Raw genomic sequence first — 24,257 nt, 5'->3', positions numbered from 1 at the left:
TAATTGATACATTTTCCGGTTCAGGGTAGCTACTCCAGCCTCACTTCCGACACACAGGCCCCTGTCGGGATCATCGGAAAGACATTGTCTTCCCTGCCCACCACTACTTCCAGCACTTCGGCATGCGGGCTGCTCAACACGGCACGCAGGGTGTCGGCCAGTTCTGCCCGCTGCTCCACTTTCCTGGCGCTGATGCCATAGCCTTCTGCTATTTTCACAAAGTCCGGGTTGTCCATTTCCACAGAGGAATAGCGTTTTTCAAAAAAGAGCTGCTGCCATTGCCGCACCATGCCCAGGAAGTTGTTGTTCAGAATGATCACCTTCACCGCAAGTCCTGTTTGCATCATGGTGCCCAGTTCCTGGATGTTCATCTGAAAACCGCCATCCCCGATCACCGCTATTACCTGCGCCCCTGGCCGTCCGGCCTTGGCACCGATGGCTGCCGGAAGGGCAAAGCCCATGGTGCCGAGTCCGCCGGAGGTAAGGTTGCTGTTCAGACTGCGGAAGTTAAAGTAGCGGGAGGCCACCATCTGGTGTTGCCCCACATCGGTTACCAGCATGCTGTCCTCCTCGGCGAGTTCGTTCACCATGCGCAACACTTCTCCCATGGTTAGTATGCGGTTATCAACAGGGAACAGGTCATGGCGGACCACTTTTTCATACTCCTGGTCCATGCAGGCTCTGAACTCCTGTAGCCATGCCTGGTGTTCGCTCTCTTTCACAAGCCGGGCCAGTGCCGCCAATGCTTCCCTGGCATCTGCCACCAGGGCCACATCGGCTTTGATAATCTTGTTGATCTCAGCCGGATCGAGGTCAATGTGGATGATGCTCGCCTGTTTGGCGTAGGTGTCTGTCCGGCCGGTTACCCGGTCATCGAAGCGCATCCCTACGGCGATGATCAGGTCCGCCTCATTGGTTTTGATGTTCGGGGCATAGTTGCCGTGCATACCCAGCAAACCCACATACAAGGGATGTTCAGAAGGTATAGCGGAGAGGCCCAGCAAGGTAGTAGCCACTGGAATATCGGCTTTCGCAGCCAGGGCCAGCAGCTCCGCATGCGCACCGGCCAGGTGTACGCCCTGCCCGGCCAGGATGAGCGGCTTGCGGGAACGGTTGATCAGGGCTGCCGCCTGCTCTGCCGCCTGCTGGTCGAGCGGGGGCTTGGGGGTATAATACGCCACCTGCTCACACTTCTCATACCTGAAAGGCACTTTGGCAAACTGTGCGTCTTTGGTAATATCGATCAGTACCGGTCCGGGCCTGCCGCTCTGCGCCAGGTAGAAGGCCTTGCTGATAGCGGCCGGAATATCGGCGGCTTGGGTTACCTGTATGTTCCATTTGGTGACAGCGCTCGTTATGCTGATAACGTCCGCCTCCTGAAAGGCATCGGTCCCCAGCAGGCCGGAAGCAACCTGGCCCGTTATACAGACTACCGGAGTAGAGTCTGCCTTGGCATCCGCCAGTCCCGTGATCAGGTTGGTAGCCCCGGGGCCGGAGGTGGCCAGGCATACGCCCACTTTTCCGCTTACCCGGGCATAGCCCTGGGCGGCATGAATGGCCCCCTGCTCGTGGCGCACCAGGATGTGGTTGACCTGACCGGCGTAGTCGTACAGCGCGTCATACACCGGCATGATCGCACCACCCGGGTATCCGAAGATCGTATCCGTTTTTTCGGCCAGCAGGGAAAGTATGACCGCTTCGGCACCTGATACTGTTGTCGCCTCGTCAGGCGCTGCGTGGGCTGGGTTCTCTTTCGTTAACATGGGCTTCTTCTAAATCGGTTATACATCCATTGCTGGCGTCGCTCACGGTTCTGATATATTTGAGCAGCACGCCTTTTTTTACTTTTGGGGCTGGTCGCTCCCACTTGTCGCGGCGCAGGCTCAGCAGGGCTTCCTCCACATGCAGGTGGATCGAATTGGTGTTGGCATCCAGCGTGATCCAGTCACCGTCTTCTACCAGGGCCAGCGTGCCGCCGTCATACGCCTCCGGACAGACGTGGCCTATCACGAAGCCGTGCGTGCCGCCGGAGAAACGGCCATCGGTGATCAGGGCTACTTTGTCTCCCAGCCCGGCTCCCATGATGGCAGAGGTCGGCTTCAGCATTTCCGGCATGCCCGGTCCGCCTTTGGGCCCGACATAGCGGATGACGACGACCTGTCCGGCCTCGATCCTGCCCATGGCTATACCTTTGTTGAGCTCTTCTTCTGAGTTGAACACGATCGCAGGGCCCTCGAAGGTCAGCCCTTCCTTGCCTGAGATTTTAGCCACGGCCCCCTTTGGCGCCAGATTGCCATACAAGGTCTGGATATGCCCGTCCGCCTTGATCGGGTTGGACAGTGGCCGGAGCAGGTCCTGTTCCTGACCCAGCGGCTTTACATCCGCCAGGTTCTCAGCCACGGTCCTTCCCGTTACTGTCAGCAGGTCACCTGTGATCAGCCCCTCATTCAGCAGCGACTTCATCACGGCTGGCACACCGCCCAACGCCGAAAGGTCCTCCATCAGGTATTTGCCACTCGGCTTCAGGTCTGCCAGCACCGGTACCCGGTCACTCACCACCTGAAAATCCCTGAGCGTCAGTCTGACCCCCGCCGCATGTGCAATGGCGATCAAATGCAGCACGGCATTCGTGGAGCCTCCAAGCACCGTGATCAGCACGAGGGCATTCTCGAAGGCCTCACGTACCAGAATGTCCCGGGGTTTCAGGTCCATTTCCAGCAGGCGCAGCAGGTACTCCCCTGTGCTCAGGCATTCCTCTTTTTTGGATTGGCTGGCAGCAGGCGAGGATGAGGAAAATGGAACCGACATGCCCAGGGCTTCCGCAGCGGAGGCCATGGTGTTGGCCGTATACATGCCGCCGCAGGCGCCCGGCCCCGGACAGGCATTCCGGATGATCCCTCTGTAGTCTTCTTCCGACAGCTGCCCGTTCAGTTTTTTGCCGTAGGCCTCAAAGCAGGAAACGATGTTGAGCTTTTCCCCTTTGAACTCCCCTCCTTTTATCGTGCCACCATACACCATCAGGGCAGGGCGGTTCAGGCGGGCCATGGCCATGAGCGAACCCGGCATGTTTTTATCGCAGCCCACCACGCAGGCCAACGCATCGTAATTGTGCGCACCGGTTATGGTTTCGATAGAGTCTGCAATAACCTCCCGCGACACCAGGGAGTAATTCATCCCCTGGGTACCGTTGGTGATGCCATCGCTCACACCGATCGTGTTAAACCGGAGCCCCACCATACCTCGTTCGTTCACCCCCAATTTCACTTCGTCGGCCAGGCCGTTGAGGTGCATGTTGCAGGTGTTGCCATCAAAACCCGTTGAGCAGATGCCCACGAAAGGTTTGCGCAGGTCTTCCTCTGAGAGGCCAGCTCCAATCAGCATGGCCTGTGATGCAGGTAGGCTGTCGTCCTGGGTATAGATGCGGCTGTATTTATTCAGTGCCATTTTATTCACGTAGTTTTTTATTTTATCAGCATGCCTGGCGCTGGCTGCAGCTCCAAAAGCTGTAAGTCAACGCGGTTGCTTTTTCTCTTGATAACCAGGTCATACCACCCTTCCGGAAAGCAATCTCTATTATCTTACCGGGTGCAATTTCAGCTCTTTATCACAGCTTCAGAAAACAATGCCTCTACCTCCTTACTATTTCTAATCACCCTTAGCCTAAACACAAACACATGTAAATCAATTAATTAAACAGATATAAATACATTTTCTAAGCATAGAAAATCAGTTGGTTTTAGTTGTTTTGCTATAGGCGACAGAAGCATTCTGGAAGTTGCGACACCTGCTAAACCGTTAGCAAATGACCGGCAGCCTGGCCGGTAACCAGCGCTGTATACTGCCTGGCCAGCCGTGCTCCGATGGTGTCTGCGAAAGGCTTCTGGAAAACGTGTTCCCCTATGGAGGAAACGCCCACCACTTCAGCGGCGGTGCCTGTCAGAAATGCGCCCTCTGCCTCCTTTAGCGCTTCGGGTCTGAAGAATTGCTCGTGCACCTTGATGCCTGCCTCCCGGGCAAGTTCTATCACCGTTGCGCGTGTGATGCCTTTGAGGATGCTGCCCGCTGGGGCGGTATACAGTTCTCCGCCCTTTTCAAAGAAGAAGTTTGAGCCCGGCCCCTCCGCCACAAAGCCGTTCATATCGAGCAGGAGCGCCTCGTCGTACCCTTTGTTTTTGGCATCGGAACTGGCGACAATAGAATTGGCATAATGCCCGGAGATCTTGGCCTCAATAGGTACAGACTTGGGATTAGGCCGCTCGTAGGGAGAAATCATCAGGCGCAGGCACTGGTCGCCGAGGTACTTGCCCCACTCCCAGGCGGCTATGAACAGATTGCTCGTCGCAGGGGCCTTTATACCCATGTTGGGTTCACCGGCATACACCAGCGGACGAATGTAGGCATCCGTAAAGTTGTTCTTTTCGAGCAGTTTGTAGGTGATTTCTGTCAGCTCCTCCACTGAATGGGACAAGGGTAAACCAACTGCCTGGCAGGAATAGCGGAGGCGCTCGTAGTGCTCTTTTGCCTTGAAAATGCGCGTGCCTGCCGGTGTGTTGTAAGACCTGAGGCCTTCGAAAGCAGCATAACCATAGTGCAGCGACTGAGCATAGGCACTACAACTGGCCTGGTCGGCTTTTACAAAATGGCCGTCCAGGAAAACAAGCGTGTTGTTATTAAAATACATCGTAGCTAATTATTAAAAGGTTAAGGTTTGATTAGGGGAAACAAAAAAGCCTTTCTGACCGGGTAGTCAGAAAGGCTTTCTATAGGCAACAGAACTCCGTTTCTTCAACCCGGTGGCTGAGAAATAAGAATAATGATGACAATAATGACTGCAGCTATCGTGTGCATGAATCGTGATTTTCTATAGTGGTATAAACAAAAACAGCCGTCTCCTGCGGGAGACGGCTGCCAAAGTATATGTATAATTTTACTTTCAGTTTCAGCAGACCATCTCCATGCCTCGTGTAATTACCACGAGGTTAATAATGCTAATAATGACGATGGCTGTGATTTGGTTTTTCATACAGTGTTGGCAAAAGTAACGCATTTTTGATAGGAGTCATACTTGTCAACAGTTTTTTTAAAAAAATATGCTTTGATACCCCTTGTTCTTCAATGTATTGCAAAAAACCAGAGGCTGCCCAACGAGAAATCTGCAGCAAAACGCTTTCCCCAGCCAGACGTCCCTGGTATATACCTCCACAGGGTACGGGCAACAGTATATTAATTAGATGATCGTGCTCAAGCCTACTTCAATATTCTCTTTCTGGGGCACGCTCTCTACGTTCTCCAGCACACAGTAAGCAATAAAACTACCTACTTGCTCCGTAGTGTATGGAGAGATCGTGTTCAGTTCAGGCGTCAGCACTTCATTCTTCAGCGCATGCTGCACGGCTTCCTTCACAGCGTCAGCTTCGCGCTGCAGGCCAAAGTGCTCCAGCAACATGGCGCCGGACAGGATGGCTGCGATCGGGTTGGCTATACCTTTACCTTTTGCCTGCGGGTAAGAGCCATGGATCGGTTCAAACAGCGACACGATATTTCCTACCGAGGCTGAAGGCAACAGCCCCAGTGAACCGGCAATGACAGAAGCTTCGTCCGAAAGGATATCCCCGAACATGTTCTCGGTCAGCATCACGTCAAACTGCCGGGGGTTGAGGATCAGCTGCATGGCGGCATTGTCCACAAACAGGTAATCGACTGCTACGCTGGGATACTCAGCGGCTATACCTTGCACGACCTCGCGCCATAGCCGGGACGTCTCCAGCACATTGGCTTTATCTACCAACGTCAGTTTGTTGCGTCTGTTGCCCACAGCCTGGAAGGCAAGGTGCGCAATGCGGGTGATCTCCTCCCGGTTGTAGGTACAGTGGTCATAAGCCTCATCGGCAGTACGGCCTTTTTCACCGAAGTAAATACCTCCGGTAAGTTCCCTGAAAATAAGCATGTCGGCTCCGGCAATACGGTCGTTCTTTAGCGGTGAGTGGTCCAGCAGCACATCGTAGGCTGTCACCGGGCGTATGTTGGCATACAGCCCCAGCGATTTGCGGAGCTGCAACAGGCCCTGCTCCGGCCGTACCTTGGCCGCAGGATTGTTGTCATACTTCGGATCGCCGATGGCACCCAGCAGCACCGCATCAGCATAATAGCAGGCCTCCAGCGTTTCTTCCGGCAGCGGACTTCCTGTGGCATCAATGGCGCAGGCCCCCATCAGGTGCTTTTCAAAGGTGAACCGGTGGCCAAACCTTTCAGCTACTGCCTCCAATACCTTGATGGCTTCGTCACAGACCTCAGGTCCGATGCCGTCGCCGGGCAGTACAACGATCTTCTTATTTAATATGTCCATGCTCTTGTGCTTTCGTATGCTGTTATAGCCTCTTTCTGGCTCACTAAAAAATCAATGTCATCATAGCCTTTGATCAGGCACTCCTTCTTGTAGGGATCTATCTCAAAAGGGATGCGCTCACCGCTTGCCGGCAGGCAGAGTTCCTGCTCCGGCAGGTTGACCACAAACTCGGTCTGCGGGTCTGCCGCTACCAGTGCAAACAGGCGCTGCAACACCTCATCCGTCACCTGCAAGGGCAGGAGGCCGTTGTTGAGGGCATTGCCCCGGAAGATGTCGGCGAAATAGCTGGAGACCACGACCCGGAAACCGGCATCATAAATGGCCCAGGCGGCGTGCTCACGGCTTGATCCGCAGCCAAAGTTCTTGCCGGCCAGGAGCACCTGCCCTCTGTAGCGGCTGTTGTTCAGCACAAAGTCCTGTTTAGGTTCCCCTTTGCTGTCGTAGCGCCAGTCCCGGAAAAGGTTCTCACCGAAGCCTTCCCTGGAAGTGGCCTTCAGAAAGCGGGCAGGTATGATTTGGTCGGTATCAATATTCTCGATCGGCATGGGAACAGCTCCCGTGCGAATGATTTCAAACTTTTCCATTAGTTCAGGTATTGGGTTATGTCCACGATCTTTCCCTCCACAGCCGTGATGGCCGCTACCAGCGGACTGGCCAGCAGTGTGCGGGAACCCGGCCCCTGCCGTCCTTCAAAGTTCCGGTTGGAGGTAGATACACAGTAAGCGCCAGCCGGTATCTTGTCTTCGTTCATGGCCAGGCAGGCACTGCAGCCGGGTTCACGAAGCTCAAAACCGGCATCGGCCAACAGCCTGTCCAGTCCTTCTTGGCGGGCCTGTAGTTCTACCTGCTTCGAGCCTGGTACAATGATCGCCTCCACATGACCGGCTTTCTGCTTGCCTTTCACGTACTCCGCTACCTGGCGCAGGTCCTCGATGCGGGAGTTGGTGCAGCTGCCGATGAACACATAATTCACCTCTTTGCCCAGCAGCGACTCGCCCGGCACAAAGCCCATGTACTGCAGCGATTTGTCGAAGCTGGCGGCCTCACTGGCAGGCACACTGGCAGGTATAGTGGAATTGATGGCGATGCCCATACCCGGGTTGGTGCCATAGGTGATCATGGGGGCAATGTCGGCTGCATCGAAGTGAAGCTCCGCATCAAATTCTGCCCCTTCCTCGGTATAAAGGGTGCTCCAATAAGCCAGCGCCTGCTCCCAGCGCTCTCCCTGCGGCGCATGCGGACGCCCCTTCAGGTAGGTATAGGTGGTCTCGTCGGGCGCGATCATGCCGCCACGGGCACCCATCTCGATGCTCATGTTGCACACTGTCATGCGTCCCTCCATGCTCAGCGAGCGGATGGCGCTGCCGGCGTACTCTACAAAATACCCGGTGGCACCACCGGTGCCCAGTTTGGCGATCACGTACAGGATCAGGTCTTTGGCCGTAACGCCTTTGCGCAGCTCCCCCTCCACAGAGATGCGCATCTTGCGGGGACGGCTGAGCAGCAGACACTGTGTGGCCATCACCTGCGCCACCTGGCTGGTGCCGATACCGAAGGCAATGGCTCCGAAAGCGCCATGGGTGGAGGTATGGCTATCGCCGCATACGATGGTCATGCCCGGCTGCGTGATGCCCAGCTCCGGGCCGATCACGTGCACGATGCCCTGGTTCGGGTGGCCCAGGCCAAAAAGCTCTACCCCATACTTTTCACAGTTGGAAGTCAGCTTATCTACCTGGAACCGTGACAACTGATCCTGAATGGGCAGGTGCTGGTTGCGGGTCGGCACGTTGTGGTCTGCGGTGGCAACGATCTGCGCCGGATTGTACAAGGGCAGGTTGCGGGCCTCCAGTTCATCAAAAGCCTGCGGACTGGTTACCTCATGTATCAGGTGCCTGTCGATGTAAAACACATCCAGGCCACCTGCGATGGAACGCACCACATGGGCCTCCCAGATCTTATCAAATAATGTCTTCTTCATGAATTTAGTTTGCCACTAACAGGTTTTCCTTTTCCACCAACACGTGCAGGTCCTTGTCATGCACTTCTTTTGCCCGGTCTGCCACCTGCAGGAAAGAGGCATAGGCTCTGTCAAGGGTTTCTTTGTCGAAGTTGTACCCGATCTTCTGCAGTCGGAAAGCCAGTGCAGCGCGTCCAGACCGTGCCGTCAGCACGATAGAAGAGTCCGGCACACCGACATCACGCGGGTCGATGATCTCATAAGTTTCGCGGTGCTTGATCACGCCGTCCTGATGAATGCCACTGGAATGCGAGAAAGCATTGGCTCCCACGATGGCCTTGTTGGGCTGCACCGGCATGCGCATCATGTGCGATACCATGGCAGACGTCTCCGAAAGCAGCTTGCTGTTGATGTTGGTCTGCAGGTTCAGGTAAGGGTGCTGGCGCATGATCATCACTACTTCTTCCAAAGCCGTGTTTCCGGCACGTTCTCCCACCCCGTTAATGGTACACTCGATCTGGCGTGCGCCATGGATGGCTCCGGCAATGGAGTTGGCTGTGGCCAGTCCCAGATCGTTGTGGCAGTGGGTGGAAAGGGTTACTCTTTCTATACCTTTCACATGCTCCACCAGGTATTTGATCTTGACTCCATACTCATCCGGAAGGCAGTAGCCAGTCGTATCCGGTATATTGAGCACAGTGGCACCTGCTTTGATGGCCGCTTCGCATACCCTGGCCAGAAACACGTTATCCGTTCTGCCGGCGTCTTCGGCATAAAACTCCACATCTTCTACAAACTTCTTGGCCAGTCGCACGGCCTCCACTGCACGCTCCAGCACTTTATCCTGGGTAGTGCGCAATTTGTGGGCGATGTGGGATTCAGAGGTGCCTATACCTGTATGGATGCGCGGGCGTCGGGCTGGCTTCAGGGCCTCCGCCGCTGTTATAATATCCTGCTCCACTGCCCTGGAAAGGCCGCAGACGGTAATTTCTTTCGTTTGTGAGGCAATTGCTTTCACCGCCGCAAAGTCTCCGGGACTCGAAACTGGGAAGCCAGCTTCGATCACATCCACCCCAAGGAGCTCTAACTGCCTTGCAATCACGAGCTTCTCATCCATGTTCAGCTTACAGCCGGGCACTTGTTCGCCATCCCGCAGCGTGGTGTCAAAGATTTGTATTTTCTGGACCGACATAATTAATTTGATTTCTGTATTGCTGAAAAAGTCTCTACTTTGGAGGGCAATTAAGGCCAAAACCGGCATCTCCAAAAACAATTTCCAGATAAGGCTACTATTTCCAAGACTGGCATATTAGAACACAACCATCTGAAAGTCAACAAATTAATTTACCTTAAAATACAATGGCTACCGAAACCACTGATCCGGTTTTTCAATTGGTTAAATCGCTGACCAAATCTGAGAAGAGGCATTTTCGTCTCTTTGCCAAGCGACAGGGAGCCACGGAGGGGTTAAAATTTCTGCAGCTGTTTGACGCCTTTGACAACCTGGCTTCCTACGACGAGGAGAAGGTGCTGGCACTGGCGCCGGCTCTCAAGAAAGCGCAGCTCGCCAACATGAAAGCGAATCTGTACAAAAACATGCTCTCCAGCCTGCGCCTCTACCACGCCAGTCAGAACATGGACATACAGCTGCGCGAGCAACTGGACTATGCCCGTGTGCTCTATAACAGGGGCCTGTATCAGCAGAGTCTGAAAATGCTGGAAAAGGTGAAAGCACAGGCGCAGCAGGCAGAAATGCATCACATTGCACTCGAGGCCCTTGACTTTGAGAAGATGATCGAGTCGCAGTACATTACCCGGAGCCTGGCCGGGAGGGCCGATGCTTTGTCAGAGGAGGCTGTGCGCACCGCGGACCATATATCGCAGCTCCACCAGCTTTCCAACCTGGGACTTCGCATGTATGGCCTCTATATAAAAGTCGGCCACGCCAGGAATGATGAGGATTATGAACGCATCACAGCCTACTTTAAAGCCCACCTGCCCGAAATCGAGCTAAGCAGTGCCGGCTTTTTCGAAAGGCTTCATTTTTACCAGGCGCATGTATGGTACTACTACATTGTGCAGGATTTCAGAGCGGCCTACCGGTACGCCCAAAAGTGGGTGGATCTGTTTAAGGACAGCCCCGCCATACAGGAGAAGCAAACACTATTGTACATCAAAGGCCTCCACAACCTGCTGGCCGCCTTGTTCAACTTGCAGTACCACAGCAAGTTTAAAGAGGTACTGCAGCAACTCGAGGACTTTTCTGCAGACGGAAACAGGCGCATCAGCCCCAACACCGAAATGCTCCTGTTCCTGTACATTGAGACAAACCGGATCAACCTGCATTTTATGGAGGGCCGGTTTACGGAAGGGCTGGAACTGGTGCCCGATATACTGGACAAGCTGGAATATTTTAGGGCGCAGCTCGACCCGCACCGCAAGCTGACCTTTTACTTCAAGATCGCCAGCCTGTACTTTGGCAGCGGAGACAACTACAAGGCGATCGAGTACCTCACTAAAATCATCCGCTTCAAGGACCTGAGCCTGCGGGAAGACCTGCAGTGCTTTGCACGCATCCTGAACCTGATCGCCCACTACGAGGCCGGTGAGGACGAGGCGCTGGAATACCAGATCAAGTCGGTCTACCACTTTCTGGGCAAGATGAACAACCAGCAGCAGATGCAGGTGGAGATTTTCCGGTTCCTGCGCAAGCTAGGGGATATTGCACCGCACGAGCTACGGGACGCCTTTATTTCGCTCAAGACCAAACTGGAGCACATAGCAGCAGATCCGTTTGAACGAAGACCATTCCTCTACCTGGACATTATTTCCTGGCTCGAAAGTAAAATTGAAAATATACCAGTGCAGGAGGTAATTAAACGCAAGTTCGTAACGCTCAAATAACAGATTGGATTATACCTAAAAAGAAAGCAGCAGAGATGCAAGGCGCAGCATCTCCTGCTTCTCCAAGCGCTCTTTAAACCAGGTTCTGCCTGTTTACAGACTCGCGGTGAATGCTGTTGAAGAGCTGCGTTACGAACTCCCCATCCAGGTTTCTGCCAGCGGCCTGGCTTACATTTTTCGTCAGCAGTTCTGCCCATCTTTCCTCCTGTACCACGGCCATCCCATGCTGCTTTTTGTACTGACCAATTTCCGCCGCTACCTGCATTCTGTAGCTCAACAAGTCGATTAACTGCTCATCAATGTAATCGATGGAGCTGCGCATATTACTCAGATCAGCCGTGTCCATAACAGTTCCAGTACCGGTAGCTGACTTCATTTTAGCCAATAGCACTGTCAGTGCCTGTGGCGTGATCTGCTGGGCGGCATCACTCCAGGCAGCATCGGGATTGGTGTGCGTTTCGATCATCAGCCCATCCATGCCGAGTGCCAGTGCAGTCTCGGCTATACCTGCCAGCAACTGGCGGTTACCGGCAATATGGCTAGGGTCATTGATCAGCAAAAGGTCAGGCCGCAGCTCCTTCAGGGTCATGGGCATGTTCCACTCCGGGTTGTTCCGGTACACGGACTTGCCCAGCGGCGAGATGCCCCTGTGTATGGCGCCAACCTGTTTGATGCCTGCTTTCTCCAGTCGCTCAATGGCCCCAAGCCACAGGTTTACGTCTGGGTTCACCGGATTCTTTACCAGTACCGGCACATCCACACCCTGCAGCTCGTCCGCAATTTCCTGAACGGCAAACGGATTGGCGGTGGTGCGGGCACCAATCCACAGCACATCGATTCCATGCTTCAGGCACGCCTTCACGTGGTCTTTATTGGCAACCTCTGTTGCCACCCGCAGACCTGTTTCTTCCTTTACCCGCTGCAGCCACTTCAACCCTTCGGCACCTACCCCCTCGAACATCCCGGGACGTGTACGCGGCTTCCAGATGCCTGCCCTGTAAATGCTGGTGCCCGTTGTTTTCAGCTGATGGGCAATTGCCATTACCTGCTCTTCTGTTTCAGCGCTGCAAGGGCCTGCAATGATGAGAGGATGCTCCTGGGAGCTTAGTTTGCTTACTGATGTCATGTTACTTTTTGTTTGAGCGGTTGTGATGGTATCTTTTATAGTGCTCTTTTCTGAGCCTTTGGTGTGTGGTGTTGAACTGTTCATCATGGTTTCCTTAAAGTGTGTAAGCTGTGTATTTCCCAAGCAGATCGACCGATTCAGCCAAGGTATGGAGTGCAGCCTGTAGCTCATGCAGCTGCTCTTCTGCCTCGAAGCGTAGATCCAGGTAATAGCGGTAGTGCCAGGGCCGGTCAGGTATAACCACCGATTCAATTTTGGAAACCTGTATGTGCCTCTCCTGCAGCAGTGACATGGCCTGTGTGAAAGCCTCCGGGTGGGGTGGCAGCACCAGGCTGAGGGTGGCCTTGTTGCAGGCAGCAACCTGTTGCGGCTGCCTGTCCAGCAGCAGAAAGCGGGTATAGTTCTGCTTACTTGCTTCAATCCCCTCCCCGAGCACGATCAGGCCGTTTTGTGCAATGGCCAGCGCGCTGCCGATAGCTGCCCGCTCTTTGGAGCCGGCTCGGGCTACGTCCCGGATGCTCAGCGCCGTGTCTTCCGACTCGATCAGTTCCACATCGGGGTAGGCCTCGAAGAAGGGGCGGCATTGGTTCAGGGCCATGTAGTGGGAGTGTACCGTGCGGATGCTCTGAAGCGACGACCCGGGCACACCGCCCAGGTGCTGGCGGATTCGCATGATCACTTCGCCGCTGATCCACAGTTGGTGCTCCCGTATCAGTTCCAGGTTCGGCTGCATGGTGCCCGAAATGGTATTCTCGATGGCCATGATGCCCTTGTCGGCCAGCCCGGTGGCAACAGCCGCAGCCAGTTCCCGAAAAGTGAGGCAGGGCACTATCTCCATGGGCCGGTCGCCGAACCGGAGTCGGGCGGCCTCTTCGTGGAATGCTCCCGCTATACCTTGAATTGCTATTTTCATATGGATCAAAAAAAACGCCCCGAAGTAAGACTCCGGGGCGCTGGTGATAACTTTAGGTTAAAGTATAATCAATACAGCCCCGGGCGTTTACCAAAAAAGTAAAAGCTAAAACCAAAGCCGTAGTAAAAATTCTGCTGTGTAAGACGCATTTGTATTACTGATTTAAAACAAAAAAGGCCCCGCTTGGTGCGGGGCCTCTATATGATGACATATACCTTTTCCCGCTTTAGTCCCGTGAAGGAAAAAAGTAAAAAAAGAAGGTATAAGATGTCTGCTGCTTGTTCATTTCAGTCGCCAAGATAGAGACTTTTTATGAAAACCCAATTTATTTTCCATTTTTATGACATCTGAGAAGATCAACCTATGAAAATATATTTCAGTATTAATTCTCGCTCCTGATCCAGGCATCCTGCTTTAAAGCGCCCTGACGCACTTTGCCTGGTGCGGTTGTACGCAGGGAATATATAGAGGCGATAATAAAACGGACTGCGCCTCGCAATTGTAAAATTTTTATCGTATATTGTAAAAAAATAAATGAACCTATATACCAGCTATAATGTAGTTAGTATATAATTAAACAACACAGAATGAATAACGGAACAGTAAAATTCTTTAATGACCTGAAAGGTTTTGGTTTTATTAAAGAAGACAACACAGATCAGGAGTACTTTGTACACGTGACTGGCCTGGTACATGAAATCCAGGAAAACGACAAAGTGACTTTTGAACTGCAGGAAGGCAGAAAAGGACTAAACGCGATTAACGTTAAGCGTGCTTAGTTTTTAAATATAAGTCATTTCGAAAAAAGCCTTGCCTGCGGGTGAGGCTTTTTTTTAAGTTTGATGTGCATGTTTTTGCACTACTCCCCGTTTGTATAATGCCGCCCTGGCAATGTTTCACCTAACCCCTCCTTACGATGAATAGAAGATACCTGGTAGACACTACCACACGCGAGTACATCTGCGTAGCCCTCCAAAAAGGACAGGATTGGACCCCAAACAATCAGGATTCCCTCCCAAAGTTCATGAACTCTCGTAAAAACAAAGACCAACCCGACTTTGAACTTGTAACCGGCGAGTATAACGACAATTCATTTTTTGAAAAGTGGATTCGCAATGGCACAAATTTCCTGTTCAGGTACTAACAAACCTGAACCCCCGCTTACCGTAAATATATAGATCATTTAACAGCAATATGGGTAGATCACAAGAAACCTTCAGTAAAAAAGAAAAAGAGAAGAAAAGACTTAAGAAGCGTCAAGACAAAGAAGCGAAGAAAGAAGATCGCATCGCCAACTCTGACAAAGGCAAAGGCTTAGATGAAATGCTGGCCTATGTAGACGAAGACGGCAATATTACCGACACGCCGCCAGACCCAACGAAGAAGAGAAAAGACATTAAGCAGGAAGACATTCAGATCGGTGTGGCCAAGCAGGCTGAAATCGACCCGGCTGACCTGATCCGAAAAGGAACCGTTTCTTTTTTCAATGATTCGAAAGGCTACGGCTTTATCCAGGATCATGTGACCCAGGAGCGTGTCTTTGTTCACCAGAATGCTCTGGTAAATGCGATCAAGGAAAATGATCGTGTAACTTTTGAGGTCGAGAAAGGCCCTAAAGGATTGAATGCTGTAAACGTTAAACTGGCGTAATCCCCTCTGGTTCAAAAGCTTGAAACCACAGCTCTGAGCCTTCCAGTCTAACTTAGGTGATTATAAATCTAAAATCTCCTGCTAATGTCAGTAATAATACTGACTGCAGGAGATTTTTTTGTCGTATAAGCTTTCTGGTCATAGCTGCTCGTACCTTTGCGGCCGGACCGGTGATGATGAAACGCACCCTACTTATATGGAAACGACAAACACCCCGAAGGCCTTGATTTTGCAAGAGGCTCAACAACAGTTTTTCAACCAAGGTTACAGCAAAGTATTAATGGCTGACCTGGCCAAGCAGCTGGGTATGAGCAAAAAAACGCTATACCAGTACTTTAGAGGAAAAGAGGAATTGCTCCATGCTGTGATCAAGCATTACCTGGAAGCCTTGCAGCGGGAAGTGGAAAACCTGCTCCAGCAGGAAGAAGCTGATTTCACCCGCAAGGCAGAAGAGGTCTTCCGGACCGTTGGGCAGCGCTTCGCCCGCATCAATGGGCAACTGCTCACCGACATCAGGAAGCACACTCCCAAGACCTGGCAACTGCTGCAGCAGTACCGCACCGAAGCCGCTTTTAAGCGATTCCGAACGCTGCTGGAAGAGGGCAGCCAGAAGGGGTATATCCGAAAAGACGCCAATATCTCATTGGCAGTGCTGTTGTACGCCAGTGCGCTGGAGAAAATCCTGGACCCGGAGTTTATCAGCCAGGTGCCACCAGAACTGATGAAGGATATCGATTATACACCTTCGGCCGTGTACGAGGGCTTGGCTAATCTGATTTTCCACGGTCTGCTGGAGAAGAAATAAGTCATAGCCAGCTTCGATCAGCACCGACAAAACTTACTGCTATACCTTAACCGACAAACTAAACAACTGAGCAACAGCACATTTTCATTGCTTTAAATTAAAATATAACTATATTTAGTAAAGTTTTTCCCAATCTCACTAAACTGACAAATCATGAGAGCAAGAACTTTACTCCTCCTCCCCCTTCTGGCCATGCTGGCCGCCTGCTCCAAAGGCGAAGAAGAAATCAAGCAGCTTTACCCCAAAAAGGCGGTGATCGGCAGCACAACCCATGAGTTCCAATACGATCAGGGCAGGGTTTACAGCGTGACGACCACCCGCCCCAATTATTATGAAGCGGTAACTTATCGATACCATGATGAACACTTCAAGGAGCCGGATAATTTACATAAGGATAAAATTTTTCAAATAGATTGGGAGCCCGATGCTGGTACTATTGGCTGGGATAGAAGCGACTCTGTTCTCAGCAAGAGGGAATGGCTTATCAGATCTGATGAAACAAGGCTTTTAGCGCGTGAAACCTATTTTCTTTACTCGGCAAAAAACCACCAAGACGGTTATATAAGGAATAATAACAGATATAATCTCATGCATCGGTATAATTCCGATGATCAATTAACTGAGACAAACTATTATTATGAGATTGAATCTGCGTACAATTTAAATATAGCAAAAGACGATCCGCGCTATTTATACAAGCAGGTGAAGTACACCTACAAGCTAGGTAAACTGCAAAAAATGGAGCACTTTGCCCCCGCCGCTCCTGCACCCTACCTCACCATCGAACTGGAGTACGACGACAAGCCCGGCTATCTGCGGAGCCTTCCCCTCGAAGCCCGGTTCATGCCGCTGGAGCTGCCTTACCGCAATCATAACATCACCAGGTATACGGTGCGCGACCGGGACGGCAACATCAGAAAAGACCTCTCCTATACCTGCCACTATACCTACAACCGCGATGGCTATCCTACCAAGCTCAAAAGAACCATGCTGGATGGACTGGAACAGGAAGGGTACATCGTGTACAAGGCTTCCATCGGAAAGCCAGCGGTGGCAGAAGCCGGTTTGGGAGTTACAAAATAAATACGGTACAAGCCAAAGCGTGAGGAGCGTATCCGGTGTTTTAAGATTGTTTCCTGCTGCTGTTTGCCTCCACCAGCTTTAACATTTAAAAAAATATATACTTTCTCTCTTGGATTTACGTACTGCAATAGTAACTTTGAAACACAAAGTACTTTAACATGAACCAGCAGCAAGACCAACTCGCCACTCTGCAAGAGATCCGCAGCATCATGGATCGCTCATCCCGCTTTATTTCGCTGAGCGGACTATCGGGAATATTTGCCGGACTATTTGCACTAGCAGGCGCTGGGCTGGTGAAGTGGCACCTGAGTGAGCACAACATTGTGTACCGCGATACCTACACGATTAACCTAAACTGGGACACGATTGTCTTCCTGTTCACAGTGGCGGCGCTGGTTTTTGTACTCGCCATTGGGTCGGCGCTGTACTTTACTTATCGCAAGGCCAGCAAAAACAGACAACGCATGTGGGACAGCAAATCACGGCGACTGCTCATCAACCTAGCTATACCTTTAGCAGTAGGGGGCTTGTTTTGCGCCGTGTTGATTTATCATGGCATCATCTACCTGGTGGCTCCTGCCATGCTGGTTTTCTACGGTTTGGCTTTGGTAAACGGAAGCAAGTATACGCTCAGCGACATACGCTACCTGGGTATAAGTGAGGTTATTCTTGGCTTGTTCGCCGCTGTGTTCATTGGCTATGGTCTACTCTCCTGGGCAATCGGGTTTGGTGTGCTGCACATCGTGTATGGCACACTCATGTACTACAAATACGAAAGGTAGTCAGCGTGAGAGCGTATCTGGAAAATATCAACAAAGCTTTTGAAAGCAGAGCCCGGCTCGGGATTATGTCTGTGCTGATGGTGGAGGACAGCGTGGATTTCAGCACCCTGAAAGAAACCCTGCAACTGACAGACGGAAACCTGGCCAGCCACCTGCGTGCGCTGGAGGAGGCGCAGTACCTCAGGGTAGAAAAACAATTTGTCGGGCGCAAACCCAATACAACGTATCATGCCACTGACTTGGGCCGAGAGGCTTTCACCAATCACTTGGATGCGCTTGAACAGTTGATTCTGGACAACAGAAAAGACGACTAATTTTTTTATTGTTTCACTTTGAAAAACAAAGTACTTTATGAACACAAAACTTATCACCAGAAAACGTACTCAAAACGAGCTTTCCCTCCTACAGGTGGGCACCGGTCTGACGCTCTTTTCCTTTCTGATCTTCCTGCTGCCCGAGTGGGGAATTGCGGCGAGAGACGGGGCGGCCTTTGCTATCTTTTGGGTTAACTACGGCCTGGCAATCCTCTATTTTGTACTATTGCTTTTGGATGGCAGGTATAGCCTCAAAAAACCTTTTCAGGAGCTGGAGCACCTTTATCCCCTGCTAGTGTTGGCCATTATCAGCTGCTATTCGCTCAACCGCCAGATGAGCATTTTTCAGGACTCGGTTCCGTGGCTGGAGGCACTGGTCTGTATGTTCTGTATCGCGCTGATCGCGTATAGTTACCATTCCCTTCTGCCCCGCCTTGCAAACCAGGTGCTGCTCTTTTTGCTAGGTATAGGTGCTGTGCTTTGGGTATACTACGCGCTCTACCTGTTCCCGCTCTACGCGCCCAGTTTCCTGCTTTCATTCGTGCTGGGCCTTTCGCTGCATACCTTCGTGCCCTTGTGGGTGGTGCTCTGCTTGGCTTTCGCAGTAAAAAAAGCAATAGCCGCTGACCAGCAGTATGGGCGTAGCTTTCTGGCGGGTGCGGCCTTTCCGGTAGTCTTCGCCGCTTTCTTTCTGGTACAGTGGCACCAGCGCAACCAGCAGATCAACTTTCTGGCAAACGAAGAAGTCATAAAAGAGAATGACACGCTGCCGCGCTGGGTAAGCCTGAGCCAGCAGCTGCCCGCCGACTACATCACGGAGCGAATCATGAAAACGGATCTGGTCTACCAGGCTCCGGCAGAGGAGTTCAGCATGTGGGAGTTGCCTGAAGGCAGCTTTAGCGAAATCAAACGACACGATCCGCTTGTGATCCTTTCGCTCTTTCTGCTGGGCAGGCCGAATGTAGACCGGCAGGAGAAAATCAAAATTCTAGAAAGCATGTACAATGCCCGGCACCAGGCAGAGCAGCGGCTCTGGTCTGGCAATAACCTGAGCACGGTCAGTGTGGTGTCGCAGGTCAGGATTCACCCTGCTCACCGGCTTGCCTATACCGAGAAGGTGCTCAGCATCCACAACAGCATGCCCAACAGCTGGAACCAACAGGAGGCCATCTATACCTTCTTTTTGCCGGAGGGAAGCGTGGTATCGTCACTCTCGCTGTGGATAGAAGGCCGTGAAGAAAAGGGCTACCTCACCACCAAGGGCAAGGCACAGACGGCCTATAACACCATTGTCGGCAGGGAGCGTCGGGACCCATCGGTCATACACTGGCAGGAAGGGAACAGGGTGTCTGTTCGTGTCTTCCCCTGCACGCCTGACGAGAACCGGCAATTCAAGATCGGCGTGACCTCCCCCTTGCGGCAGGATGGTCAGGAACTGGTTTATGACAATGTGTACTTCACAGGCCCATCTGCAGCAGGTGCCACCGAAACTTCCATGGTCTATGTGGAAGGCGAAGCGCTGCCGCTCCACCTCCCAGCTGGGTATAAAGAGACGAAACTTGGTGCCTACAAACGACAGAGCAGCTACCAACAGGACTGGAGTCTGCGCCTGCCGGTAACTAAACTAGCAAGTGACAGCTTCACTTTTGGCGGCAGCAGCTACCAGCTGCAGGAGCTGCCTCAGCAGTTGGAGGCCTTCACTCCCACGCAGGTATACCTTGACATCAATGCCAGTTGGTCAGCCCGGGAGTTGGATCAGGTATGGGACTTGATAAAAGACAGGCAGGTATACGTATGGCAGGACCGGATGCGAAAGCTAACGACAGCGAACAAAGCACAGGTGTTCAGCCACCTGACGCAGCAACAGTACTCGCTGTTTCCGCTGCACAAGATAAAAGATACTGAGCAGGCACTCGTCATCAGCAAGAGCAGCGGCAACTCTCCTAACCTCAGTGACTTAAAGAACACGGGCTTTGCAGAAGAGATGACTGAAAAGCTGCCATTGCAAGGCCCTATCCGGGTCTATACCTTGGGGGAGCAGCTCTCCCCATACCTGAGAGGTTTGAAAGAACTCCGGGTGATCGCCGCCATGCAGGGGGATGTAGAGCAAATGGCAGGGCTCCTTCAGCAGCAGCAGTTTATCCGGGTAACACCTGAAAAAGACGTTGTCCGATTGGGCACTTCAGGTATAGGTATAGCCAAAGCCGCCAGCGGCACCGGCGGCAGCGCGCCCGACCACCTGCTGCGCCTCTTCGCCTACAACCACATCCTGCAACAGATCGGTCCCCGTTACTTCTGCCAGGGCGACATAGAAGACGAGCTGATCCAGGAAGCAGCCCAGGCCAACATTGTGAGTCCGGTCTCCAGCCTGATTGTATTGGAAACACAGGCGGATTATGAACGCTTCGATATACAGAAAAGCAAGGATAGCCTCGGCAATGCCAGCATGAACGCCTCAGGTGCGGTGCCAGAGCCGGAAGAATGGGCTCTGATCATTATTGCCCTTTTAGCGGTTGCCTTTGTGACACTGAAGCCCTATTTCCTGCGATGAAAATAACAGCTTCACGCGCCGACCTACTCCTGATACTGGGAGTGCTCGGGCTATACCTTGCCATCGGAGGATTTTACCTGAAAGATTACCTGCTTTGGAACGGCCAGTGGTTGCTTGCGCTTTTGCTGGTGCCATTGATTGCCCAGGGCCGGCCCGAGAGATCGCTGTCGCCTTGGCTGCTGCTTATTGGTGCCGCCTTGGTTATACTGGCCTGCATCCTGCAAAACAGCACTTTTTACTTCTTTGGTTTTTTGCTCACCATTTGGTGCGGAGCACAACTCCTGTATGGCCGTATCTCGCTCTACCCTTTGCTGTTGGTGCTGGTGGCCTCCCCTATTTTCCAGTATGTGGCCAACATCGTCAGTTTCCCGCTGCGTCTGCAACTGACCAGTTGGGCCGTTGCCGCGCTGCAGGCCATGGGCACAGAAGCAGAGGCGGCCGGCAATCTGATACTGGTCAATGGGGAGGAGTTTGCTGTGGATCCGGCTTGCGCAGGACTTTCCATGCTGTCGCTGACCTTCATTCTGGCGGTGTTTCTGCTGGCCCGCCTGCAGCACAGCAAACAACTGGTTTGGCCACTCTGGTTGTTAGGGGCACTGCTGGGCTTGATGCTACTACTCAATCTGGTCTCGAACCTGCTGCGTATTCTGCTGCTTGTCTGGTTCAAGGTGCTTCCCGACAACCCGATGCATGACGTACTCGGCCTCCTCTGCCTTGCTCTATACGCACTGGTCCCCTTTTACCTGGTTGCACAATTCCTGCACCGCCGTTTCGGGAAAGCCATTCCAACCAAAGAGGTACAGCCTACGGTCAGCCTGCGGGGTTCTTTATTGCTGAACTACCTGATGCTTCTGATGCTGGTCGGGACTGGGGCAGGTATAAAAGGTGAGAACAAATCAAAAGCTATGGCGGTGACTCCGCAATTGGCCGGCTTCGAAAGTCAGCTGATGCCCAACGGGGTGACCCAATACAGCAATCAGGAAACATTGGTATACCTGAAGCCTGTGCAGGCATTCTACTCCACTGAGCACCATCCCCTCATTTGCTGGGAGGGCAGCGGCTACAAATTCAGGCGGGTACAGCAGCGGCAGGTGGGCAGCCGAACCATCTATGTCGGTGAACTGGAGAAGGGGAACGAGAAGCTTTACACCGCCTGGTGGATGGACAATGGCCAGCACCAGACCATTGAACAGTGGGACTGGCGCTGGCGCATGTTGAAAGGCGAAGCAGGTTTCCGACTGGTAAACGTAACCGTAGCCCATCAGGAGGAGTTGGCTCAAGCGGCGCAGGTTGTAATGGAGCAGGCAGCAGGCAAGCGGTATGCAAAGCATTAGCAAGCACAAAGCCCATCAATCAGCGATTGATGGGCTTTGCTATTTGGTATCGTTATCAACAGAGAGTGGGCCTCCTATTGCGCCTCCTGATCCCGAGAGGCATCAGGAGCACCTGGAAAAGGTCGGCAACAGGAAAACTACCGGTAAGCTATTCGTTAGACAAAGAATAAGGCGCATCTGCTTTAGAAGTACCACGGCTCTCATTGGGCTTGTCAGTCATCTTAAAGTTCAGCTTTGCCCCTTTCATCAAATCCGAATGGCTCAACCAGTTACGGGTATGCGCCTTGCCATTCACGCGCAGGCTTTCGACATACCTGTTTTCAGAGCTATTCTTGGGTGCATTGATAACGATCTGCTTGCCATTCGAGAGTTCTACTGTGATCTTCTGGAAAAGCGGCGCACCCAGCACATACTGATCTGTGGCAGGCGTTACCGGATAGAATCCCATCGCGGAGAACACATACCAGGCGGAGGTCTGCCCGTTGTCTTCGTCGCCGCAGTAGCCGTCCGGTGTAGGTTTGTACATCCGGTCCATTGTTTCGCGCACCCAATACTGCGCTTTCCAGGGTTCTCCGGCGTAGTTGTACAGGTAGATCATGTGCTGAATGGGCTGGTTACCGTGCGCGTACTGGCCCATGTTGGCGATCTGCATTTCACGGATCTCGTGGATGACCTGGCCGTAATAGCTTTCCTCGAAAACAGGCGGAAGGCTGAACACCTTGTCCAACTGGGCCACGAATTCCCCGTTCCCTCCCATCAGGTCAATAAGCCCCTGCGTATCGTGAAACACTGACCATGAGTAGTGCCAGCTGTTGCCTTCCGTGAAAGCGTCTCCCCATTTAAACGGGTTGAACGGCGATTGGAACTCCCCGTTCTTGTTCTTCCCGCGCATCAGCTTGTGCTCCGGGTCGTACAGGTGCTTGTAATTCAGGCTGCGTTGCTTATACAGTTCCACCACATCAGCCGGCTTTTTCAGGGCTTTTGCCAGCTGGTAAATAGCAAAATCATCATAGGCATACTCCAGGGTACGGGCAGCATTCTCATTGATCCCCACATCGTAAGGCACGTAGCCCAGTTCGTTGTAATACGTTGCGCCGGCACGCCCTACTGCAGTCAACGGGCCCGCGTTGTTGGCCCCATTCATCAGGGCATCCCAGAGTGTTTCAATGTCATACCTGTGATTTTTTCCGAGCTTGAGGTAGGCATCTGACACCACAGAGGCAGAGTTGTTGCCCACCATCACGTTTCGCAGGCCGGGGCTTGCCCATTCCGGAAGCCAGCCGCTCTCCTTATAGGCGTTTACAAGGCCCTCCTGCATTTGGGCGTTCAGTTCGGGGTACATCAGGTTCAGGAAAGGGAAAAGCGAACGGAAGGTATCCCAGAAGCCTGTATCGGTGAACATGTAGCCGGGCAACACTTTCCCGTTATAAGGACTGTAATGCACGACTTTATTGTCTTTGTCGATCTCATAGAACTTCCTCGGGAAAAGCAGGCTGCGGTATAAGCTCGAGTAAAAGGTTTTGGTCTGGTCGTAGGTACCGCCGGCCACTTTTATCCGCCCCAGCTCCTTGTCCCACTCCGCTCTTCCGTCTGCTTTTACAGCATCAAAGTTCCTATTTCCCAGCTCCTGCAGGTTCAGGAGTGCCTGTTCAGGACTGATAAATGAGGAGGCCACTTTGGCGTGCACCACTTCCCCTTTTTTAGTTTTGAAAGAGATGGCTGCCCCTACATGGTTTGCCTCTACCTCCGGCTTATCGGAAAGCTCATAGTTGCTGAAGGTATGCGCTGCCTCGAAATCCTTATCGAATTCAATCACAAAGTAATTCCGGAAGTTGTCCGGCACGCCCCCGCTGTTCTTGGTGGTATAACCCACGATCTTTCTTTCCTTCGGAAGAATTTTCACATGGGATCCCATATCCAGCGCATCCAGTATGATGTGGGCCTGCTCGGCCTCAGGGAAAGTGAAGCGGAAGAAAGCCGCCCGGGTAGTAGGGGTAAATTCTGTGGTTACGTCGTGGTCGGCCAGGTATACGCTGTAGTAATAGGGTTTCACGATTTCGGCTTTGTGCGAAAACCAGCTGGCGCGTTCATCTTCGCGCACCCTTAGCTTGCCGGTAATCGGCATGATGGCAAACTGACCGTAGTCGTTCATCCAGGGAGAGGGCTGGTGCGTTTGTTTAAAGCCCCGGATCTTGTCGGCGCTGTACATGTAGATCCAGCCGTCGCCCATCTTACCCGTCTGCGGGGTCCAGAAGTTCATGCCCCAGGGGCGGGCAATGACAGGGTACACGTTTCCGTTCGATAATTCGCGCTTCGAGTCGGTTCCCATCAACGGATTCACCCAATCGACCGGGTGCTCTACTTTTTCTACAAGATGATTCTGTGCCTTGGCAGAAACGCTTAAGGCAAGAAGTACAAGGAAGCAATAAACAAATCTCATACGCAACGCATTAATTTTCATCGGTTATGGCAGCAGACTTAGTACCGCCTAT

The 24,257-nt window shown here is 52.5% G+C and carries 21 protein-coding genes; 10 read left to right on the top strand and 11 right to left on the bottom strand.

Going from position 1 to position 24,257, the window contains the following annotated elements; translation table 11 throughout:
• Positions 1-29 precede the first annotated feature (29 nt).
• The 7 genes from ilvB to Q4E40_RS08400 all read right to left on the bottom strand — a co-directional run bounded on the left by ilvB (position 30) and on the right by Q4E40_RS08400 (position 9,495).
• Positions 30-1,763, bottom strand: coding sequence for a biosynthetic-type acetolactate synthase large subunit (gene ilvB, locus Q4E40_RS08430; protein WP_303411390.1), 1,734 nt, complete (start codon positions 1,761-1,763; stop codon positions 30-32).
• The gene (gene ilvD / locus Q4E40_RS08425; protein ID WP_303411389.1) at positions 1,726-3,444 is read right to left on the bottom strand and encodes a dihydroxy-acid dehydratase; all 1,719 of its coding nucleotides are present in this window, start codon (positions 3,442-3,444) and stop codon (positions 1,726-1,728) included. The genes ilvB and ilvD overlap by 38 nt, the downstream gene beginning before the upstream one ends.
• A gap of 343 nt (positions 3,445-3,787) precedes the next feature.
• Positions 3,788-4,681: a branched-chain amino acid transaminase gene (locus Q4E40_RS08420; RefSeq protein ID WP_303411387.1), complete on the bottom strand. Its 894-nt coding sequence runs from the start codon at positions 4,679-4,681 to the stop codon at positions 3,788-3,790.
• Positions 4,682-5,227: 546 nt separating this feature from the next.
• The gene (leuB, locus tag Q4E40_RS08415) at positions 5,228-6,346 is read right to left on the bottom strand and encodes a 3-isopropylmalate dehydrogenase (protein ID WP_303411385.1); all 1,119 of its coding nucleotides are present in this window, start codon (positions 6,344-6,346) and stop codon (positions 5,228-5,230) included.
• On the bottom strand, positions 6,334-6,930 hold the full coding sequence (leuD, locus tag Q4E40_RS08410; RefSeq protein ID WP_303411383.1) for a 3-isopropylmalate dehydratase small subunit: 597 nt from the start codon (positions 6,928-6,930) through the stop codon (positions 6,334-6,336). The genes leuB and leuD overlap by 13 nt, the downstream gene beginning before the upstream one ends.
• Positions 6,930-8,324 (bottom strand): 3-isopropylmalate dehydratase large subunit, encoded by a 1,395-nt coding sequence (leuC, locus tag Q4E40_RS08405; protein WP_303411382.1) that lies wholly within the window; start codon positions 8,322-8,324, stop codon positions 6,930-6,932. Before leuC ends, leuD begins: the two co-directional genes overlap by 1 nt.
• A gap of 4 nt (positions 8,325-8,328) precedes the next feature.
• The gene (locus Q4E40_RS08400; protein ID WP_303411380.1) at positions 8,329-9,495 is read right to left on the bottom strand and encodes a 2-isopropylmalate synthase; all 1,167 of its coding nucleotides are present in this window, start codon (positions 9,493-9,495) and stop codon (positions 8,329-8,331) included.
• 167 nt (positions 9,496-9,662) lie between these two features.
• Here Q4E40_RS08400 and Q4E40_RS08395 point away from each other — a divergent pair, with 167 nt between their 5' ends.
• Positions 9,663-11,207 carry a hypothetical protein gene (locus Q4E40_RS08395; RefSeq protein ID WP_303411378.1) on the top strand — a complete coding sequence of 515 codons (1,545 nt, stop codon included), beginning with the start codon at positions 9,663-9,665 and terminating at the stop codon, positions 11,205-11,207.
• A 73-nt stretch (positions 11,208-11,280) separates the two neighbouring features.
• Here the strand turns inward: Q4E40_RS08395 and Q4E40_RS08390 are convergent, their stop codons facing one another.
• Both Q4E40_RS08390 and Q4E40_RS08385 read right to left on the bottom strand, forming a co-directional pair.
• Positions 11,281-12,333 carry a bifunctional 3-deoxy-7-phosphoheptulonate synthase/chorismate mutase type II gene (locus Q4E40_RS08390; protein WP_303411376.1) on the bottom strand — a complete coding sequence of 351 codons (1,053 nt, stop codon included), beginning with the start codon at positions 12,331-12,333 and terminating at the stop codon, positions 11,281-11,283.
• Between the two features lie 94 nt (positions 12,334-12,427).
• The gene (locus Q4E40_RS08385; RefSeq protein ID WP_303411375.1) at positions 12,428-13,246 is read right to left on the bottom strand and encodes a prephenate dehydratase; all 819 of its coding nucleotides are present in this window, start codon (positions 13,244-13,246) and stop codon (positions 12,428-12,430) included.
• Positions 13,247-13,833: 587 nt separating this feature from the next.
• On the opposite strand from Q4E40_RS08385, the gene Q4E40_RS08380 reads away from it, so the two are divergent.
• The 4 genes from Q4E40_RS08380 (at position 13,834) to Q4E40_RS08365 (ending at position 15,701) form a co-directional block, all read left to right on the top strand.
• On the top strand, positions 13,834-14,025 hold the full coding sequence (locus tag Q4E40_RS08380; protein ID WP_188502381.1) for a cold-shock protein: 192 nt from the start codon (positions 13,834-13,836) through the stop codon (positions 14,023-14,025).
• A 137-nt stretch (positions 14,026-14,162) separates the two neighbouring features.
• A complete protein-coding gene (locus Q4E40_RS08375) occupies positions 14,163-14,390 on the top strand; it encodes a hypothetical protein (protein ID WP_188502380.1) in 228 nt (75 codons plus the stop codon).
• A 50-nt stretch (positions 14,391-14,440) separates the two neighbouring features.
• Positions 14,441-14,896 carry a cold-shock protein gene (locus Q4E40_RS08370; protein ID WP_303411372.1) on the top strand — a complete coding sequence of 152 codons (456 nt, stop codon included), beginning with the start codon at positions 14,441-14,443 and terminating at the stop codon, positions 14,894-14,896.
• Between the two features lie 196 nt (positions 14,897-15,092).
• Positions 15,093-15,701, top strand: coding sequence for a TetR/AcrR family transcriptional regulator (locus Q4E40_RS08365; protein ID WP_303411370.1), 609 nt, complete (start codon positions 15,093-15,095; stop codon positions 15,699-15,701).
• Positions 15,702-15,869: 168 nt separating this feature from the next.
• Here Q4E40_RS08365 and Q4E40_RS08360 read toward each other — a convergent pair whose 3' ends face one another.
• The gene (locus Q4E40_RS08360; RefSeq protein ID WP_303411368.1) at positions 15,870-16,058 is read right to left on the bottom strand and encodes a hypothetical protein; all 189 of its coding nucleotides are present in this window, start codon (positions 16,056-16,058) and stop codon (positions 15,870-15,872) included.
• A 381-nt stretch (positions 16,059-16,439) separates the two neighbouring features.
• On the opposite strand from Q4E40_RS08360, the gene Q4E40_RS08355 reads away from it, so the two are divergent.
• From Q4E40_RS08355 to xrtN, 5 genes are all read left to right on the top strand, one after another.
• A complete protein-coding gene (locus Q4E40_RS08355) occupies positions 16,440-16,784 on the top strand; it encodes a hypothetical protein (protein WP_303411367.1) in 345 nt (114 codons plus the stop codon).
• 158 nt (positions 16,785-16,942) lie between these two features.
• A complete protein-coding gene (locus tag Q4E40_RS08350) occupies positions 16,943-17,566 on the top strand; it encodes a hypothetical protein (RefSeq protein ID WP_303411366.1) in 624 nt (207 codons plus the stop codon).
• 65 nt (positions 17,567-17,631) lie between these two features.
• Positions 17,632-17,880, top strand: coding sequence for a winged helix-turn-helix domain-containing protein (locus Q4E40_RS08345; protein ID WP_425475172.1), 249 nt, complete (start codon positions 17,632-17,634; stop codon positions 17,878-17,880).
• A gap of 37 nt (positions 17,881-17,917) precedes the next feature.
• A complete protein-coding gene (locus Q4E40_RS08340; RefSeq protein WP_303411363.1) occupies positions 17,918-20,431 on the top strand; it encodes an XrtN system VIT domain-containing protein in 2,514 nt (837 codons plus the stop codon).
• The gene (gene xrtN, locus Q4E40_RS08335; RefSeq protein ID WP_303411362.1) at positions 20,428-21,765 is read left to right on the top strand and encodes an exosortase N; all 1,338 of its coding nucleotides are present in this window, start codon (positions 20,428-20,430) and stop codon (positions 21,763-21,765) included. The genes Q4E40_RS08340 and xrtN overlap by 4 nt, the downstream gene beginning before the upstream one ends.
• 148 nt (positions 21,766-21,913) lie before the next feature.
• On the opposite strand, the gene Q4E40_RS08330 is transcribed toward xrtN, so the two are convergent.
• Positions 21,914-24,205, bottom strand: a complete 2,292-nt coding sequence (locus Q4E40_RS08330) for a GH92 family glycosyl hydrolase (protein WP_303411361.1) — start codon at positions 24,203-24,205, stop codon at positions 21,914-21,916.
• Between the last annotated feature and the right edge of the window lie 52 nt (positions 24,206-24,257).

The organism is Pontibacter coccineus (genome assembly GCF_030546575.1).
Lineage (GTDB): Bacteria > Bacteroidota > Bacteroidia > Cytophagales > Hymenobacteraceae > Pontibacter > Pontibacter coccineus.
This window is presented reverse-complemented; position numbering and strand designations above follow the sequence as displayed.

Bases quoted from the DNA above. Each gene is read 5' to 3' on its own strand.
- Q4E40_RS08395 (WP_303411378.1), top strand. From the start codon at position 9,663: ATGGCTACCGAAACCACTGATCCGGTTTTTCAATTGGTTAAATCGCTG.
- xrtN (WP_303411362.1), top strand. From the start codon at position 20,428: ATGAAAATAACAGCTTCACGCGCCGACCTACTCCTGATACTGGGAGTG.
- leuC (WP_303411382.1), bottom strand. From the start codon at position 8,324: ATGAAGAAGACATTATTTGATAAGATCTGGGAGGCCCATGTGGTGCGT.
- Q4E40_RS08330 (WP_303411361.1), bottom strand. From the start codon at position 24,205: ATGAGATTTGTTTATTGCTTCCTTGTACTTCTTGCCTTAAGCGTTTCT.
- ilvB (WP_303411390.1), bottom strand. From the start codon at position 1,763: ATGTTAACGAAAGAGAACCCAGCCCACGCAGCGCCTGACGAGGCGACA.
- leuB (WP_303411385.1), bottom strand. From the start codon at position 6,346: ATGGACATATTAAATAAGAAGATCGTTGTACTGCCCGGCGACGGCATC.
- Q4E40_RS08420 (WP_303411387.1), bottom strand. From the start codon at position 4,681: ATGTATTTTAATAACAACACGCTTGTTTTCCTGGACGGCCATTTTGTA.
- Q4E40_RS08390 (WP_303411376.1), bottom strand. From the start codon at position 12,333: ATGACATCAGTAAGCAAACTAAGCTCCCAGGAGCATCCTCTCATCATT.
- Q4E40_RS08355 (WP_303411367.1), top strand. From the start codon at position 16,440: ATGGAGCACTTTGCCCCCGCCGCTCCTGCACCCTACCTCACCATCGAA.
- Q4E40_RS08340 (WP_303411363.1), top strand. From the start codon at position 17,918: ATGAACACAAAACTTATCACCAGAAAACGTACTCAAAACGAGCTTTCC.
- Q4E40_RS08360 (WP_303411368.1), bottom strand. From the start codon at position 16,058: ATGGTATCGATAAGTTACCGCTTCATAATAATTGGGGCGGGTGGTCGT.
- Q4E40_RS08385 (WP_303411375.1), bottom strand. From the start codon at position 13,246: ATGAAAATAGCAATTCAAGGTATAGCGGGAGCATTCCACGAAGAGGCC.
- ilvD (WP_303411389.1), bottom strand. From the start codon at position 3,444: ATGGCACTGAATAAATACAGCCGCATCTATACCCAGGACGACAGCCTA.
- leuD (WP_303411383.1), bottom strand. From the start codon at position 6,930: ATGGAAAAGTTTGAAATCATTCGCACGGGAGCTGTTCCCATGCCGATC.
- Q4E40_RS08350 (WP_303411366.1), top strand. From the start codon at position 16,943: ATGAACCAGCAGCAAGACCAACTCGCCACTCTGCAAGAGATCCGCAGC.
- Q4E40_RS08370 (WP_303411372.1), top strand. From the start codon at position 14,441: ATGGGTAGATCACAAGAAACCTTCAGTAAAAAAGAAAAAGAGAAGAAA.
- Q4E40_RS08375 (WP_188502380.1), top strand. From the start codon at position 14,163: ATGAATAGAAGATACCTGGTAGACACTACCACACGCGAGTACATCTGC.
- Q4E40_RS08345 (WP_425475172.1), top strand. From the start codon at position 17,632: ATGTCTGTGCTGATGGTGGAGGACAGCGTGGATTTCAGCACCCTGAAA.
- Q4E40_RS08400 (WP_303411380.1), bottom strand. From the start codon at position 9,495: ATGTCGGTCCAGAAAATACAAATCTTTGACACCACGCTGCGGGATGGC.
- Q4E40_RS08380 (WP_188502381.1), top strand. From the start codon at position 13,834: ATGAATAACGGAACAGTAAAATTCTTTAATGACCTGAAAGGTTTTGGT.
- Q4E40_RS08365 (WP_303411370.1), top strand. From the start codon at position 15,093: ATGGAAACGACAAACACCCCGAAGGCCTTGATTTTGCAAGAGGCTCAA.